Annotated in this window: 7 protein-coding genes; all 7 read right to left on the reverse strand. The window is 70.4% G+C overall.

What is annotated here, in order from left to right:
• Positions 1-24 precede the first annotated feature (24 nt).
• The 7 genes from ACFXHE_RS14325 to ACFXHE_RS14355 are packed head-to-tail and all read right to left on the reverse strand — an operon-like array spanning position 25 to position 16987.
• Entirely contained in the window at positions 25-1218 is a 1194-nt protein-coding gene (locus ACFXHE_RS14325) for an acyl-CoA dehydrogenase family protein (protein WP_379383092.1), read from the reverse strand.
• 19 nt (positions 1219-1237) lie between these two features.
• A complete protein-coding gene (locus ACFXHE_RS14330; RefSeq protein ID WP_379383093.1) occupies positions 1238-2050 on the reverse strand; it encodes an acyl-CoA thioesterase domain-containing protein in 813 nt (270 codons plus the stop codon).
• A gap of 49 nt (positions 2051-2099) precedes the next feature.
• Positions 2100-3560 carry a polyketide synthase gene (locus ACFXHE_RS14335; RefSeq protein ID WP_379383095.1) on the reverse strand — a complete coding sequence of 487 codons (1461 nt, stop codon included), beginning with the start codon at positions 3558-3560 and terminating at the stop codon, positions 2100-2102.
• A gap of 19 nt (positions 3561-3579) precedes the next feature.
• Positions 3580-9840: an SDR family NAD(P)-dependent oxidoreductase gene (locus ACFXHE_RS14340; RefSeq protein ID WP_379383097.1), complete on the reverse strand. Its 6261-nt coding sequence runs from the start codon at positions 9838-9840 to the stop codon at positions 3580-3582.
• Positions 9837-14837: a type I polyketide synthase gene (locus ACFXHE_RS14345; RefSeq protein ID WP_379383099.1), complete on the reverse strand. Its 5001-nt coding sequence runs from the start codon at positions 14835-14837 to the stop codon at positions 9837-9839. Before ACFXHE_RS14345 ends, ACFXHE_RS14340 begins: the two co-directional genes overlap by 4 nt.
• Positions 14834-16060 carry a crotonyl-CoA carboxylase/reductase gene (gene ccrA, locus ACFXHE_RS14350; protein ID WP_379383101.1) on the reverse strand — a complete coding sequence of 409 codons (1227 nt, stop codon included), beginning with the start codon at positions 16058-16060 and terminating at the stop codon, positions 14834-14836. Before ccrA ends, ACFXHE_RS14345 begins: the two co-directional genes overlap by 4 nt.
• A gap of 3 nt (positions 16061-16063) precedes the next feature.
• Entirely contained in the window at positions 16064-16987 is a 924-nt protein-coding gene (locus tag ACFXHE_RS14355) for an acyltransferase domain-containing protein (protein WP_379383103.1), read from the reverse strand.
• Between the last annotated feature and the right edge of the window lie 338 nt (positions 16988-17325).

Consider the following 17325-nt stretch of genomic DNA (forward strand, 5'->3'; position numbering starts at 1 on the left):
TGATTACCGGCCTTTCGGGTGTGGTCAGCGGGTGGCGGGCGGCAGTCGCAGGGCGAACATGGCGATGATGTCGCGCTGGATCTCATTGGTGCCGCCGCCGAAGGTCATGATGAGGCTGGCGCGATGCAGCCGTTCGAGCACACCGAACAGCTCCACCCCCGCCGAGTCCTGGCAGAGGTGCGCGTTGGGGCCGAGCACCTCCATGAGCAGCCGGTAGGCCTCGGTGGCGAACTCGGTGCCGTACACCTTCAGGCCGGAGGCGTCCCACGGGCGCGGCGCGGCGTCACCGCCGGCGTCGGCGCGCGAGGCGATCTCGAGGTTCAGCAGCTTCATGTACTCGACCTTGGCGTGCACCCGCGCCAGGTTCAGCTGCACCCATTCGTGGTCGATGACACGAATACCATTGGCCGCCTTGGTGTTCTTCGCCCACTCGATGGTTTCGCGGAGCGCCATCATCAGGTGCCCGGCCCCGCTCAGCGCGACGCGCTCGTGGTTGAGCTGGTTGGTGATCAGCCCCCAGCCGCCGTTCTCCGGGCCCACCATCGCCGACTGCCCGACTCGGACGTCCTGGTAGTAGGTGGCGCTGGTGTCGGGCCCGGCCATGGTGTGCACCGGCGTCCACGAGAAGCCCTCTGCCGTGGTCGGCACGATGAACATCGACATGCCGCTGTGCTTCTCGGCGTCCGGGTCGGTGCGCGCCGCCAGCCAGACGTAGTCGGCGTAGCTGATCAGGGAGGTCCACATCTTCTGCCCGTTGATCACCCAGTCGTCGCCGTCGCGGACCGCGGAGGTGCGCAGCGAGGCCAGGTCGGTGCCCGCGCCGGGCTCGGAATAGCCGATGGAGAAGTGCAATTCACCGGCGGCGATCCTGGGCAGGAAGAACTGCTTCTGCTCGTCGGTGCCGTAGTACATGATGGTCGGCGCGACCGTATTGATGGTCAGGAACGGCACCGGGACGGTGGCCACAGCGGCCTCGTCGGTGAAGATCAGCTGATCCATGACCGAGCCGCCCCGGCCGCCGTACTCCTCCGGCCAGCCCAGCGCGAGCCACCCGTCGCGGCCCATCTCCGCGATGACCTCACGGTAGACGTCGCCCTCGCCGTACTCGCCGGTCGGCGCGGCCAGCGCGGTGCGCCGCTCGTCGGTCATCAGGCGGGCGAAGTAGTCCCGCAGCTCGGCACGTAGTTCCTCTTGTTGCGGCGTGTACGCGATCCGCATGACGGTTCCTCCCCGGGGTTCACTGTGGGTGCGGCGCCGAGAATGCCTCGGCCGCGAAGGCGGCCGGATCCACCGCCCGGCGCACGTTCGAGATGGTGGTGGCGACGGAGACGCCCAGCGGGCCGGTCCGGTCGTAGAGGGTGGCCGCGGCGATCGCGACACCGTCGCCGGTGACCTGGTCCTGCGCCTGCAATCCCACCTCGGGCCCCACGGGCAGGCGCGAGAGTGCCAGGGTCACATCGCAATTGATGTAGCCGATGCCCGCGGTGCCCCAGTTGCACACCATATTGGTGGTGTCGGCGACATAGGCGGCCAGCTGGAACGGCGAATTGGGCTCGCCCTCGACCAGCGGCGCCATGTCGTGCCACATGCATTTGCGCTCGCTGTTCTGCCCGGTGAGGAAGTCGCCGGTCCAGTCGAGCGCACCCGATTTGAACCGCAGCGGCTGCCACTCGGCGCTCGGCTCGGGTACCGGTAACTGCCGCACCGGTTGCCAGACCACCCCCGGCGCCGGTTCTCCGGCGGCCAGATATATGAGCGTCGCGCGCACCCGCACCTGGTCCTGCTGCACGGCCGAGACGTCGACCACCCGCACGCGACGGCCGTCGCGGACCACCTCGCTGCGCAGTTCGATCGGTTCGGCGAGGACGGGCCGGAACATATCCACGGTGAACCGCCCGGGCAGGAATGCGCCGCCGGGACTGTGTGTTTCGGCCTCGCGCGCCAGGAGGCCGGACACCGCGGTCCCGCTCACCTGGTTCGGCGCCCACGGGCTGACCGCGATCTCGGTCGGGGCGTAGCGCCCGCCGACCATGTCGAAGAATGCCACCACTGTGCATTACCCCCAAAGAGTGTCGAATTATGGTGAGTAGAACCGTGTTTCAGCTCCGGGCAGGTGGGGCCGCACCGAGGAACGCCGGGACGCAGGGTCCGCGGTTCCACGCGGGCCGGGGGATGTCGCCGCCGGGCGGGACCGCGGCCGTGGTCTCCGGCGCGGGTCCCACGACCGCGTGCGCATTGGTGCCGATGGCGCCGAACGAACTCACCCCGGCGAGCGGGCCGGACTCCGCGAGCGCCCAGCCGGCGCTGTGGCCCGAGATCCGGACGTCGGTGCCCTCCAGGTCGATTCGCGGATTCAAGGTCTGAAAGTGGACCAGTGACGGCACCGTGCGCTCACGAATGCACAGCAGCGCCTTGACGAGCCCGACCACACCGGCGGCGGCCTCCAGGTGACCGACATTGGTCTTCGCCGAGCCGACGTGCAGCGGTTTGCCGCCATTGCGGGAACCCAGCGCGGCGACAATGGCGCTGACCTCGATGGGATCGCCGAGTGAGGTGCCGGTGCCGTGTGCTTCGACCAACCCGATCTCCTCGGGTTTGCACCCGGCGTCGGCCAGGGCCGCCTCGATCACGCGCCGCTGGGCGACCGCGTTGGGTGCGGTGAAACCGGAGGAGCGGCCGTCCTGGTTGACTGCGGTGCCGTGGATGACCCCGAGCACCCGGTCATTGTCGCGTTCCGCGTCGGCCAGGCGCTTCAGCACGAGCATGGCGCAGCCTTCGCCTCGCACATAGCCGTTGGCGCGGGCGTCGAAGGTCTTGCACAGCCCGTCGGGTGCGAGGGCTCCGGTCTGCTGGATGACCGCGGTGGACCCGGGGGCCAGCATCAGGCTCACCCCGCCCGCCAGCGCGATCTCGGATTCGCCGCGCCGCAGGGCGGCGACCGCGTGATGGACGGCGACCAGCGAAGAGGAGCACGCGCTGTCGAAACCTGTTGCGGCACCGGTGAATCCGAAGTGATAGGCGATGCGTCCCGCCGCGAAGCCGTGGCCGATGCCCAGCGCCCAGTGCGGATCGACCTGCGGCGGCTCCCAGGCGGCGTAGTCCTGGCGACCGGCGATGCCCACGAAGGTGCCCACCGACTCCGGCAGCTCCCGGTCGGGCCGCAGTCCGGCGTGCGCCAGGGCTTCCCAGGTCACCTCCAGCAGCATGCGGTGCTGCGGGTCCATGGCCTGGGCCGTGCGCGGGCTGAGCCCGAAGAAGGCGGGATCGAAGTCGAGGGCGTCGTCGATGAAACTGCCTCGCGTGGGCAGGAAGTCCCATTCGTCCTCGAAGGGCCAGCGCCGATGCGCGGGCATCTCGGTGATCAGGCTGCGCCCTTCCCGCAGCGCCGCCCAGTAGCCGTCGAGATCGGCGATGCCGCCGGCCAGCCGCAGGCCCACGCCGACGACCGCGATGGGCCCGCCGGGGCTCTGCCCCGCCGATTGCTCGCGCAGCTGCTTGATGGTCCGGGTGGCACGGCGCAGGGCCGCGGTCAGGGCCTCGCTCGAATTCGGATTGTCCATGGGAGTGCCTCCTGAGGGGTCAGCCGGTGGTCACGCCGGCCGCGGACAGCGAGGCGGCGAGCCGTTCGCCGATCGCGCCCGCCAGGGTCTCGGCGGTGCCGTAGGTCCACAGCAGTGTGGGTGAAAGCCGTAGCGCGAATGCGGATTCCAGCCGGTTCCGCATTTCCAGGCTCATGAGCGAGTCGAGTCCGAGCGCCTTGAAGGGTGTCCGGGCGTCGAGGTCGGCCGGTTGCATGCGGAGCACGCGCGCGGCCACCTCGGTGATCTTGTCCCGCACCAGCACGTGCCGGTCCGCGGGAGCCGAATCCGCCAGCGCGGTGTGGAATTCACCGGCGGCCCGCCCCGCCGACTCGACGGCGGCGCGCTGCCGCAGCAGTTGCCAGCTGGGCTGGGCGGCGGCATCGGGGTACGCGTCGAACCACTGCCGTTGATCGAAGGTCATGTAGCCCACGACGGTGCGTTCCTCGGTGAGGAAGGCGGCCATGGCGGTCCACGCCTCATCGGTGGGGTAGCTGCTGATGCCGTGTTCGGTGAGCCGGGCGTGGCGATTGTGTGCTGCCGCGGCGAGACCGACCTCCGCGAAGTATCCCCACTCGATGCTCAGTCCGGGCCGTCCCGTATACCGGCGGGCCGCGGCCAGCGCGTCGAGATAGGCATTGGCCGCCGCGTACGCGCACTGCCCGGGGTTGCCGATCAGCGCGGCGGCCGAGGAGAACAGCACGAACAGATCCAGGGGGTCGTCGGCGGTGAGCGCGTCCAGGTGCCGGGCGCCGTCGATCTTCGGCCGCAGCACCCGCTCCATCCGGTCCGCGTCGACACCGAGGATGGTGGCGTCGTCGAGGACGCCCGCGGCGTGGAAGACCCCGCGCAGCGGCGGCAGCTCGGCCCGGATCGAATCCAGCACGGCGGCGAGGGCTTCCGCGTCAGCGACATCGGCCCGATAGCTGCGCACCGATGCCGTGTCCATCGTGTCCGGCGCACTGCGGCCGACCAGGGCCACCGCGCCGGCACCGTTCGCGAGCAGATGGTCGGCCAGGCTGCGCCCCAGGGCGCCGCGGCCACCGGTGATGAGATAGGTGCCGTTTGCGCGGAAACGTCCCTCCGGCAATGGCTCCGGCACGATGTCGATCACCGTGTCCGGGCTCGCGAGCACCAGCTTGCCGATGTGCTCGCCCCGGGTCAGGTCCCGCAGCACGATGGCGGCGTCGGCGAAGTCGTGCACGGTGACGGGTCCCGGAACGACCCGGCCCGTGCCGATCTGCTCCCACGTCTCGGCCAGCGCGGCGGCGAAGCGCTCGGGACGGCGCGCCATCAATCCGGTGAGATCGACGGCCGCGAAGCTGATTCCCTTCGCGAACGGCCGCAGTCCGACCCGGCGATCGGCGTGGATGTCCCGCTTGCCGACCTCGATGAACCGGCCGTCCTCGGCGAGCACGTCGATGCCGAGATCGATCGCGCGGCCGGAGAGCGAGTTGAGCACCACGTCGACGCCGTGCCCGCCGGTCGCCGCCCGCACCTCGTCCACCCAGCCCAGCGTCCGGGAATCGAAGATGTGCTCGAGCCCGTGTGCGCGGCGCAGGTATTCCCGCCGCTCCGCGCTGCCCGCGGTGGCGATGATCCGCGCCCCGAGACCACGGGCGACGCCGATGGCGGCCAGTCCCAGTCCGCCTGCGGCGGAATGGATCAGCACGGTCTCCCCCGGCGCGAGCCGGGCCAGAGTGACGAGCGCGTACCAGGCCGTGGTGGACACCATGGGCAGGGCCGCCGCGGTGGTGGCGGGCAGGGCATCCGGTATCGGTTGCGTGTGATCGGCGCGCACCGTCAGATGCGAGGCCAGCGCACCGAATCCACAGCCCACCACGCGATCGCCCACGGCCCGTCCGGTCACCTCGGGGCCGACCGCGCGAACCACGCCCGCGCATTCGAGGCCGAGCAGGTCGTGGCCCGCCGAGTCGTCGGGATAGGCGCCCGCCGCCTTCAGCGCGTCGATGAAATTCAGTGCGGCCGCCTCGATTTCGATCAGCACCTCACCCGGCCCGGGTGGGCGGGTTTCCAGGGGCCGGTAGCGCAGACCCTCCCAGGAGCGGCCGGGAGTCACCGTGAGCCGGAAGGGCTGTGCCGGGGTTCGCCAGGGCCGCACTGCCGCAGTGCTTTCCGCTTGCTCGCCCTGTTCGATGCGTCCGGCGTAGCGCCGCCCGGGGCGCAGGGCGAGCTGGTCCTCACCGGTGCGGGCCAGGAGTTCGGCGGCGCAGTCGTCGAACAGCTCCCCGCGCTCGGTGTCGGGCGGTGCGGCGAGATCGATGATCTCGGCGGACAATTCGGGGTGTTCGCGACGCAGGACGCGGACGAATCCCCAGTACAGCGCGGCGCCCGGATCAGGACGCTGATCGGTCCCGACCGCCTGGGCGGTCGTCGTCACCACGACCAGACGCGGTGTCGCCGAAGTCGATCGGACACACGAGCCGACGAGTTCGGCGAGCTCGAGCAGGCCCCGGCGCTGTGCGTCCAGGCCGTCCCGGGCCGCGGGCGCGGCGAATACCACCGTCGTGGCCCGATCGGCGGCGACGCCAACCTCGGCGCCCCGCCGCAGCAGGGCCTCCGTCAGCGCGCTGGCCGCTCCGGTGGCCCCGGTGACGGCGAATGATTCCGGGGCCCTGGTCGTTTCGCCGCGCGCGACCGCGTGCCAGGTGAAGGCAAGCTCCCGATCGTAGGGCCTGGCGTCGGCACGGTCGTCGTCGATCGAGAGGAGCTCGAGGCCCAGGATGCGGGCCAGTGGCGCGCGCTGCTCGTCGTAGAGGTGGATGTCGGCGGTGGTGTCCGAGCGCCGGATGGCGTACGCCCAGGCGGCGTCGACATATCCGGCCGGTTCGGCGTCCAGGATCAGTTCTTCGATACCGCCGGGCAGGATGGTGTTCTCGCCGTCGAACAGGGCCAGTCCGGTCTGCATGGCACAGTCCACGAGCGTGGCGTGCAGCGCGCCGGGATGCGACATCGCCCGGGCGTGTTCGCTCAGGGCGATCCTGGCCAGTGCGAACGAGGCCGTGCCGTCCTGCCAGCGCCGGAGTTCCCGCACGCCTTGGAAGTCCGGGCCGAGCTCGACCCCGCGGCGGGCGCAGGCCGTGTAGAAATCGGCGACCGGGATCGGCTCGCCGATTGTCGGCTCGCCGGGACCGAAGGGGAACGGCAGCGGCGCGGTCGCGGGCTCGAGCGTGTGCAGGGCGCAGCCCCGCGCGTGCACCGTCCAGCTGTGCGTGCCGGCGTTCAGCGCCGCGATCTCGAAGCTGATCCCGGCCGGGACGTCCTCGCGCAGGGTGACCTCGACCCGGACCGGAGCGTCACCGACGGTGAGCATTTCGACGAACCGCAATCCCGACAGGCCCGCCGGGCCGGTGCCCAGGTGGGTGCGAGTGACCGCCATGGCCAGCACCGCCAGCATGGCCCCCGGCACCACCACCGCGTCGCCGACCACGTGATCGGCCAGCCACGGCAGCGTTTCCAGATCGATCGGAACGGTCGCCTGCCAGGCCCCGGGCTCGAGCCGGCTGGGGTACACCGGAACTCGCAGCGTGCCGGCTGCCGTGTCACTCGGAGCACCCGGACCGGCGTCCGGCAGCCAATGCGATTGCGGCCGCAGCGGATACGGTGGCAGCGCGATCGCCGGCACGGCGGCCGCCACGAAGGGCCGCAGTCCGGCGACGAAGGCGCGGGCACGGCTGCGGTGCAGCTCGCTGCGGGGATCGCAGTCCCGGTAGAACGACGGCAGCACCATCGGCGGGTCGGTGCGCTCGGCGGCCAGTTGCTCCACGGCGGGCAGCAGCACCGGGTGCGGGCTGATCTCGATCACGTGCGTGACGCCGTCGTCGAACACCGCGGTCATCGCCTCGGCGAAAAGTACCGGACTGCACAGGTTTTCCACCCAGTAGTCGCCGATGAGGTCGGTGGCGGTCACGGCCTTCAGCCGGACCGTCGACATCATCTCCGCGGCATCCGGCAGCGCCGCCGTGCCGTCGAGCGGTGACTCCGTGCCGCCTGGTAGCGATGCGACCCCGCCGAGCGCGGCCTGCAGCGGTACCCGCACCCCGGCCATCTGCGGGCTGTGCGAGGCGTAGTCGACATTCACCATCCGGCAGAACACGCCGTCTGCCGCAAGGATCTCATCGAGCGCCTCGATGGCGTCGGTATCGCCGGAGAGCACGCACGAGGTCGGCCCGTTGTGCACGGCCAGTGCCACCAGGTCCTCGAATCCGGCGATGGCAGCGGGAATCTCGGCCACGGGCAGCTCGACGGCCAGCATGCGGCCGGTGCCCGCGACCGAGCGCAGCAGCGCGCTGCGCCGGGACACGATGAGCGCCGCGTCGTCCAGGCTGAGCAGCCCCGCAACGGTGGCCGCCGCGATTTCGCCCTGGCTGTGGCCGATGACGACATCGGGCACGATGCCCGCCCGCCGCCACCCGGCCGCGATACCCAGCGACAGCGCCCACAGCACCGGCTGCACCTGATCGACGTGGTCGAGCCAGCCCGGTCCGGCGGCGCCGGACAGCACCGCGACCGGATCCCAGTCGACATACGGCCGCAGTGCCGCGGCGCATGCGTCGATCGTCTCGGTGAAGGCCGGATCCTGTCCGTAGAGTGCGGCACTCAGCCCGTGCCATTGGCTGCCCTGGCCGGGGAAGACGAAGGCGGTGCGGCCGACCTCGTGAGCCCGGCCGGTCAGCACGGACGGGAGCTCAGCGGCCGGGTCATCGGCATGGTGGCGCAGAACCGCCGCCACTTCCGATGGCGATGCGCCCAGCACCGCGCTCCGCAGCGGCAGGACCGGTGCCCGCCCGGCCAGCGCCGCGGTGATCGCGTCCAGCCGGTCGGGTTCGGCGTCCACCAGATCCGCGATATCGCGGCAACGCTGCTGCAGCGCGGCGATGGTGTGCGCGGACACCGGCACGAAACCCATTGGCTCGGATTCGGTTTCGCGTGCTACCTCGGTGATCACCCGCGCGGCCGATGCCGCGCCACGCAGCACCACATGCGCATTGGTGCCGCCCCATCCGAACGAGTTCACGCCGATGTGGACATCGGTGTGCGCCGGAAGCACCGTGCGCTCCCGCACTATTCGCAGGTTCAGCTCGTCGAAGGCGATATCCGGGTTCGGCACCTCGGAGTGCAGACTCGGCGGCACCGTGCCGTGTTCGAGACACAGCACGGCCTTGACCAGTCCCGCGATGCCCGCGGCCGCCTCCAGGTGACCGATATTGGTCTTGACCGACCCGATCAGCAGCGGTCCGCTGCCGGCACTGCGCGCGGTCCCCAGAATCTCCCCGAGCGCCTCCGCTTCGATGGGATCGCCTCGCCGCGTTCCGGTTCCGTGTGCCTCCACATAGGCGAGCCGATCGATGTCCAGGTCATGGTCCAGGTACACGCGCCGCAGCAGGTCGCGTTGGCCCGCGCCGCTGGGCGTCACCAGACTCTCGCCGCCACCGTCGTTGTTCACGACGGACGCCACGATGACGGCCCGCACCCGGTCGCCGTCCCGCACCGCGTCCCGCAACGGTTTGAGGTACAGCGCGGCCACGCCCTCACCGCGGACGAATCCGTTCGCGCCGGCGCCGAAGGCCGCGCACCGCCCGTCCTCGGACAGGCCGCCGAAGTGGGTGAGCCCGATCGAGACGTCCGGTGCGAGCATCAGATTCACGCCGCCGACCAGCGCCGCGTCGATGTCTCCCGAGCGGATGGCCCGGACCGCCAGGTCGAGTCCGACGAGCGCGGAGGAACACCCGGTCTCGACGGTCATGCTGGGCCCGGTCAGGCCCAGGGTGTAGGAGACCCGCGAGGCGATCACATCCAGGGCATTGCCGACCCCACTGTGCTGGCTCGCACCGACACCCCGCTGCCTGCGCAGGATCTCGTAGTCGTGCCAGGACGCCCCGACATACACTCCGGTGCGCGTGCCGCGCAGCGCCTCCGGTGGTACTCGACCGTCTTCCACAGCGCGCCAGGCCATTTCGATCATGAGGCGCTGCTGCGGGTCGATATCGGCGGCCTCGCGCGGGGAGACGCCGAAGAACGCCGCGTCGAAACCGTCGACGCCGTCGACGAATCCGCCGACCGCCTGGATCCGCTTCTCGCGGTCCAGCGGTGCGCTCGCGTCCCAGCGCTGCGCGGGTACCGGGCGAATGGCGTCACCACCCGCGTCGAGCAGCTCCCACAGTGCGTCGATGTCCGCGGCGCCGGGAAAGCGGCCCGCCATGCCGATGATGGCGACGGGCTCGCCGGAAGCGATGGTCATGCGGGTGTCCTCATCGACTGGGCGTCGATCACGCCGGTCAGGCGGGCCATGAGCGCGTCGGGTATCGGACCGCCGTCGTAGATCTCGGACAGGCGCTCGAGCAGCATCTCGACCTCGGCGACGATCGGGGCCGCGAGTTCGGCGGCCCGAGGGGTGACCTGGTCCAGCACGTGCTTGGCCAGCAGCCTGACCGTCGGGTGCTGATAGATCACCGCATTGCCCAGCTTCACGCCGGTCATCGCCCGCAGCCGGGCCCCGAGTTCGATCGAGCTGAGCGAGTCCAGTCCCATCTCGGCGAACGGCCGATCCGGTTGCACCGCATCGGGTGTGGCGTAGCCGAGCACGATGGACACTGGCGTCTTGAGCAGGTCGGTCATCGCCTGGTGCCGCTCGGCGGGGCCGAGCCCCGCCATGCGCGCGGCCAGTTCCGTCGAATCACCCACCTGCTGGGCGGCCTGCGGCCGGGCGGGCGCCAGCGCCCGGAAGAGCGGGGCGGGTTCGCCGGTCGGGTCGGCCGCGGTCAGCCGCGTCAGGTCGAGCCCGATCGGCAGCACGTACGGCTGTCCGGTGCGCAGGGCGGCATCGAAAAGGTCCATGGCCGCGGCGGGCGGCATCGGAGTGAGGCCCATGCGGCCGAGCCGCGCCCGGCCCTTGTCGTCGAGCCCACCGGTATTGGAGGTGTCCTCGGCCCACCAGCCCCACGCCATGGCGGTGGCGGGCAGCCCGCGGCGATGCCGGTACCGGGCGAGGCTGTCGAGGAAGACATTGGCCGCCGTGTAGTTGGCCTGGCCGGCCCAGCCGAAAGCGCCTGCGGACGACGAGAACAGCACGAACATCGACAGATCGAGATGCTGGGTGAGCTCGTGCAGGTGCCAGGCGCCATTGGCCTTGGCGGGCAGCACGGCATCGAGCTGTGGCTCGGTGAGGGCAGCGAAGGTCGCGTCGGCCAGCGTGGCCGCCAGATGGACGACCGCTCCGACCGGATGCGCGGCCGGGAGGCCGTCGATCGCCTCGGCCAGCGCGTCGCGGTCGCCCGCGTCGCAGACCGCGACGGTCACCTCGGCGCCCTGCGCACCCAATTCCGCTGTCAGTTCGGCGATTCCGTCGGCATTGCCGCCGCTGCGACTGGTGAGCAGCAGGTGCCGGGCGCCGTAGGCGGAGACCAGGTGCCGGGCGACGATGCCGCCGATCTTGCCGGTGCCACCGGTGATCAGCACGGTGCGGCCGGGATCGAAGGCGGACGGCCCGGATCCGGCGAACCCGGGATCAGGGGTGGCCACCGGGTCGACGCCGGAGCGCAGTCGCCGGGCGAGGAATTCGCCGCTCCGCAGCGCCAGTTCGGGCTCGTCGAGGCGCAGCACGGTCGCGATCTGATCCAGGCTGATGCCGGCCTCGTCGAGATCGACCTGCACGATGCGGTGCGGATGCTCCCACTGCGCGGTGCGCACCAGCGCCCACACGCTCGCGCCCACCAGATCCGAGACGTCCTCGTCGGCCTCGGCCGCCTGCACGCCCCGGGTGAGGATGACCAGCTTGCTGTCGGCGAATCGCGGTGCGGCCAGCCAGGTTTGGAGCTGACGCAGCATCAGCGCGAGTTCGTCGCGCAGTGCCCGGGCCTGATTCGTCCCCGGTTCGACGACAGCGGCGGAGACCACCCGCGACCACACCACGACCGACGGCGTCTCGGCTCCGGAATCCACTGCGGTGTAGAGGGCTTCGAGATCGGTATAGCGAGCCGGACCGGCCTCGCCGCGCACCCCGAGCGGCGCCTTTCCGACGATGGCCCACTCGCCCTGGCGGGTGGCGTAACGCCCCCGCCACGCCTGCACAGTCAGCCAGTCGACGCTGTAGAGCGCATTCTGCCGCGCAGATCCCCCGGCGGCGCGCTCGGTCGGTGCGACGACACCCATTCCCACGATGCCCTCGGCAATGATCCGGCCGGTGCCGTCGCCGAGCGCCCAGCGAAAACGGTCCGTCCCCGCTGAGGTCAGCCGCACCCGGAGCGTCTTCGCGCCCACTGCGTGCAGTTCCACGTCTTCCCACACCACGGGGAGCCGGATCCCGTCCGCCTGCAAGGGCGTAGCGGCCGCGAAGACCGGTTGCAGGGCGGCGTCCAGTAGTGCCGGATGCAGTCCGTAGTTATCCGCGTCGGCCACGGCTTCGGGCAGGGCGACCTCGGCGAAAATAGCGTCGCCCCGGTGCCAGATGCGCCGCACGCCTCGGAAAGCCGGGCCGTACCGGTAGCCGAGCGCGGTGAGGGTCTCGTATACCGGACCGGGCTCCAACCCTGACGTCGCGCCGACCGGGGGCCAGACGGTCAGCCCGTGGGTATCGGTATCCGCGGTCCTGGAGGCCGAAGTGAGCACGCCGTCCGCGTGCCGGGTCCAATGGCGCTGTCCGAGTGGGGCATCCGCATCCTCTGGGCTGGAGAAGACGGCCACCGTGCGCTGACCGGATTCCCCCAGTTCGCCGACCACGACCTGCAGATCCACTGCGCCCGCGGTGGGAAGTGTGAACGGTTCGTACATGGTCAGCTGCCGGACCCGCGGGACGCCGAGCCGGCCGCCCACGTGAAAAGCCAGCTCCACCAGCGCCGCAGCGGGCAGCGCCGCGGTGCCGCGCAGGGCGTGATCGGCGATCCAGCCCCGGGTTGCCCGGGATACGCGGGTGACGAAATGGAAGCGGTCCGCACCGGGAACCTCGGCCACCGCGCCGAGCAGCGGGTGCCCGGCCGCGGCCAGACCGAGGTCGCCGGGCTCTCCGCCGCCCGTCTCCGCCACGCCGGCCGTCGAGTACGTCCGGTGTTGGAAGGCATAGGTGGGCAACTGAATCGGTGGTGCGGAGCCGACCGGGTAGATGGTCGACCACTGCGGCGACACCCCTCCGACATGGGCCTCGGACACGGAGGCCAGCAGGCGCCGGATACCGGCGTCGTCGCGCCGGAGCGAGCCGGTGACGAGACAGGAATCGGCTGCGGCGCCGAGGGATTCGTGCATGGCGGCGGTCAGCACCGGGTTCGCGCTCATCTCGAGGAAGGCGTTGTATCCGGAATCGGCCGCGGCCTGGAAGCCTGCCTCGAAACTCACCGCCGCGCGCAGGTTGCGGAACCAGTAGTCCGGGCCCAGCTGTTCGCCGCCCAGCACCCCGCCGGTGACGGTGGAGAAGAAGGTGATGCCGGTGGCTCGCGCGGTGATCGGGGCCACGGCGGCGTCGAGCCGCTCCCGCAGGACATCGACATGAGCGGTGTGCCCGGCGCAGTCGGCCGGAATCCGCCGCGCCCGCACGGCTGCTCGCTCACAGACCTCGAGCATGCGGGCCACGCCGTCCACCCCGCCCGCCACGACGGTGGCGGTCGGAGAGTTGACGGCGGCGATGTGCAGATCGTCGATGCCCGCCATGAGTTCGCGCACCCGCGCCACCGGGGCATTGACCGACGCCATACCGCCGGTGCCGTCCAATTCGCGCAGCAGTCTGCTGCGCAGCGCCACGATCCGGGCGGCGTCGGACAGCGACAGCGCGCCCGCCACATACGCGGCCGCCACCTCGCCCTGCGAGTGCCCGAGCACCGCGGCGGGCTCGATGCCGAACGAACGCCACAGTGCCGCAAGCGAAACCATCGTCGCGAACAGCGCGGGCTGCACGACGTCGACATGCTCGAGCGACGGCGCGCCCTCGGCCTCGGTGAGCACATCGGTCAGCGACCAGTCGACGAACTCCGACAGCGCCGCCTCGCACGCGGCGATCTCGGCGGCGAAAACCGGGGACTCGGCCAGCAACTGGGCCGCCATGCCCTGGTACTGCTGGCCCTGCCCGGGGAAGACGAAGAGCACCCGGCGATCGGCGGCCCGCCCGCGAATCGGCCCGACCGGCTTACCGTCCGCGATGGCCGCCAGCCCGGCCAGCAGGTCGATACGGTTGCGGCCCAGTACCACCGCGCGATGGTCGAACACGGTGCGGGTCGTGGTCAGGGCGTGACCGACCTCGCGGGCAGTGAATTCCGGATGCGCCCGGACGTGGTCGGCCAGGCGCGCGGCCTGCTCGGCCAGCGCCTCCGGAGTCCGGGCGGAGAACGGCCACACAGTCAGGGGCACCCGCCGGGTGGGATCGACCGGCATGAGCGGGGGCTCGGGCGGGGCCTGCTCGAGGATGACACGGGCATCGGTGCCGCTCGCCCCGAACGCCGACACCGCCGCCCGACGCGGGCGATCGTGTTCCGGCCACGGGACGGCCGGGGCGGCAGCCACGGTGGGTGGCACGAGCCCGTGCCGGATAGCCTGAATCATCGTGAGTACGCCCGCGAGTCCTGCTGCCGCAGCGCCGGTTTCGGGTTCCCCGGCGACATCGATGTCGGCGGCCGCGAGTTCAGCGTCGGCCAGGGCGGCCCGGATCAAACCCTCCTGCGCGCCGGGCCCGGCGGCACCCTCCTGACTGACCACCGCAGAGCCGCGCAGCACGGCGAGCACCCGGTAACCACGGCGGTGGGCCTCGGACAACCGCGCCAGGACCAGGACCGCCACACCCTCCTGCGGACCGCCGGCCCCGCCGACCAGGGCGAGCGAACAGTCGCCCGCCGCGATCGCCCGCGCCGCGAGATGTACGGCGGCCAGTGCGGCCGAGCCCGCCGTGTCGATGCTCAGCGCGGGGCCACGGAAGCCCAGGATGGTGGCGACGCGGCCGTAGTCGCCACCCGGGGCGCCGACGTAGACGCCGGTGTCGCTGTCCCGCAGCGTTGCCGGGTCGATCCCGGCGTACTCCAGTGCCTGCCAGCTCGTTTCGAGCGCCAACCGCAGGCGCGGGTCCATGGCCTCGGCGTCGGGCAGGCTGATGTCGAAGAACTCCGGATCGAATCCGCCCGGTTCGCCGACGACCTCTGCGGCGGTCTCTCCTGTTTCGATCAGACAGCGCCACAACGATTCCGGCGAATCGATGCCGCCGGGCAGTCGGCACGCCATTCCGACCACGGCGATCGAGTCTTCGGCAAGAACATGATCTGTCACGATGGCCCCCCGTTGACCAGCACCGCCATGTTTCCGGGCGGCTGCTCGTTGTCACACATCAACTGATGCATCTTTCCGATGTCGGCGAACGCGCCGACCTGCGACAGGCACGGATCGATATCGCCGGTCGACACCAGCTCGGTGATGGCCCGGCACTGCTGCAGGTTCGCGAAATGCGATCCCTGCAAACGCTTCTGGCGCATCCACAGGTATCTCAGGTCGATATCCGCGTTGTATCCGGTGGTCCCGCCGCAGATGACGACCATGCCCGCGTTGTCGCACAGGTAGATCGACGTCGGAATGGTGTCCTGCCCCGAATGCTCGAGGACTATCCGTGGTGCGCGCTTCGCACCGAGCGCTTCCCAATACCTGGCGCCGAAGCGCCGCACCTCCGCGAACCAGGCCGCCATCGCGGTCTCGTCGCCGATGTCGGGAAGCCGTCCCCAATGCGAGAATTCGCGTCGGTCGACCGCACCGACGGCCCCCAGTTTCGCGCAGTACTTCGCACGCTCCACGCTGGAGACCACCGCGACCGGCCGCCCGCCGTAGGCCCGGGCAATCTGGATGGCCATGGAACCGAGCCCGCCCGCGCCGCCCCAGATCAGGACCGGATCGCCGGGCCGCACCACATTCGGATGCCACCCCAGCAACTGGCGATACGCGGTCGCGCCCGTCAATATGAAGGCCGCGGCTTCGGCCCAGGACAACCGCGCCGGTTTGGGATGGCACTGATAGTCCTGCACCACCGTGAATTGGGCGAAGGAACCGAAATTCTCCTCGTATCCCCAGACACTTTGACTCGACGATGTCATCGGGTCCGCGCCCATCCGGATATCGTGTGCCGATTCGTCCCAGAGGCACGAGGACAGGACGACCGAATCACCGACGGCGACATGGTCCACCCGGTCGCCGACCGCCCAGACGATTCCGGAGCCTTCCGAACCACCGATGTGGAAATCCTCGGCCGCACCGCGCTTCCGCCGTGCCGCAATCACATCGAGCGGTTTACCCCGGGCCGCCCAGACATTGTTGAAATTGATCCCGGCGGCCATGACGTAGACGAGCACCTCGTTCGGCCCGATCCCCGGGACGTCGACGATTTCCTCGCGAAAGGCGTCGATCGGTTCGCCGTAGCGATCGGGGCGGATGACCGAGGCCAGCATCTTCCGCGGGACGTACCCGACCGGTGGCAGCTCGCCGAGCTCGTACAGCGACTTCTTCACCGGTCACCTCAGCGCTTCCGCGGCCTCATCCAGTTCGCCGGGCGTGAGAATCAGTGTCATCGTCAGCGGCTCCACCACGAGACTCTGCGGCAGCCCCGGCCCGAGCCCGACCACCGCGGTGGTGCCGATCCGCTCGACCTCGGTCATCAGCGGTTTGACGCCCACCGGCCGGACATGGTTGTACAGGAAGAAGTCTCGAACCTCGTCGGCCGTGGTCACCGCGCCGGCGACGTGCGGCGAGAACAGGGTGATCTTCGGATCCCGGAATGTCATCCCGGCGATGTGCGGCGCCATGAAGTCGGTCGCGTACTGTGCGAGCGGACTGTGGAAGGCTCCGGGATACTCGTCCAGCATCTGCATCCGGCGCGGGTGCTGGGCCACCAGCTCCTCGAGCGCGTCGACGTACCCCGACAGCACGATGACGTGCACATCCCCGCCGTAGGCGGCGTCGTAGTCCGCGGCCAGGTACACCCCGGGCCGCCGCTCGCCGTAGTAGTCCTCGGGGTCGTCGCCGAATCGCAAGGCGGCCACGGCCATTCCCTGCGCCGGGATGCCGGCCGGCTGCGGCGGGACCAGCCGGTGATAGTGCAGCATCTCGAAGAGCTCACGCCGATCGACGGCGCCCGCCAGGCAGGCACTGAGCAGTCCGCCCAGGCTGATCCCGCCGACCGCGTCCGGGTGGACTCCGCGCGCCGCCAGCACATCATGCAGCCCCAGGACCAGCGCCGCCTGACGCAATCCATCGAAGGCGTGCAGTAATTCGCGTTCGGTGTGCCGGCCGCCCTCCAGCAGTTCCGGGACGGAAACCCCGGTCCACTCGGCGGTCTCCTCGTACGAGCGGCGAATTTCCGGGTACCGGTCATAGAATTCCCGGACCGAGGAATCGGTCAGTGGGATATGTCCCCCGAGCAGATAAGAAGTAGTCACACCGCGGACCCTTTCCAGCCGACGAAGGGTCGCGAAATCCCCCCCTTTGTCAACCGTAGAAATTCGGTTGCGTAACAGTTCCCGCCCATGCGCGCGAGCTTCTCGAAGGAAGCAGCAACGAAAAGAACACGAAAGAAATATCTTTCGTGATTCCTACCGTGAAACCCCCGATACCCCATTGCGCATCAGCGCTGTGCCGCGCCCCGCCCGTGTGGGACGCACTTCCAAATCTAGAACCGGTTCCAGAAGGTGTCAAGGCGAAGAATTCCGAAAGTTGCTGTCACTCAACGCACTTCGAGACGCTGCCCCGTACACACTGCCGAAAAAAGCGTGCAGCC

This window comes from Nocardia sp. NPDC059229 (assembly GCF_042754165.1).
Taxonomy (GTDB): domain Bacteria; phylum Actinomycetota; class Actinomycetes; order Mycobacteriales; family Mycobacteriaceae; genus Nocardia.

Bases quoted from the DNA above. Each gene is read 5' to 3' on its own strand.
- ACFXHE_RS14325 (WP_379383092.1), bottom strand. From the start codon at position 1,218: ATGCGGATCGCGTACACGCCGCAACAAGAGGAACTACGTGCCGAGCTG.
- ACFXHE_RS14335 (WP_379383095.1), bottom strand. From the start codon at position 3,560: ATGGACAATCCGAATTCGAGCGAGGCCCTGACCGCGGCCCTGCGCCGT.
- ACFXHE_RS14340 (WP_379383097.1), bottom strand. From the start codon at position 9,840: ATGACCATCGCTTCCGGCGAGCCCGTCGCCATCATCGGCATGGCGGGC.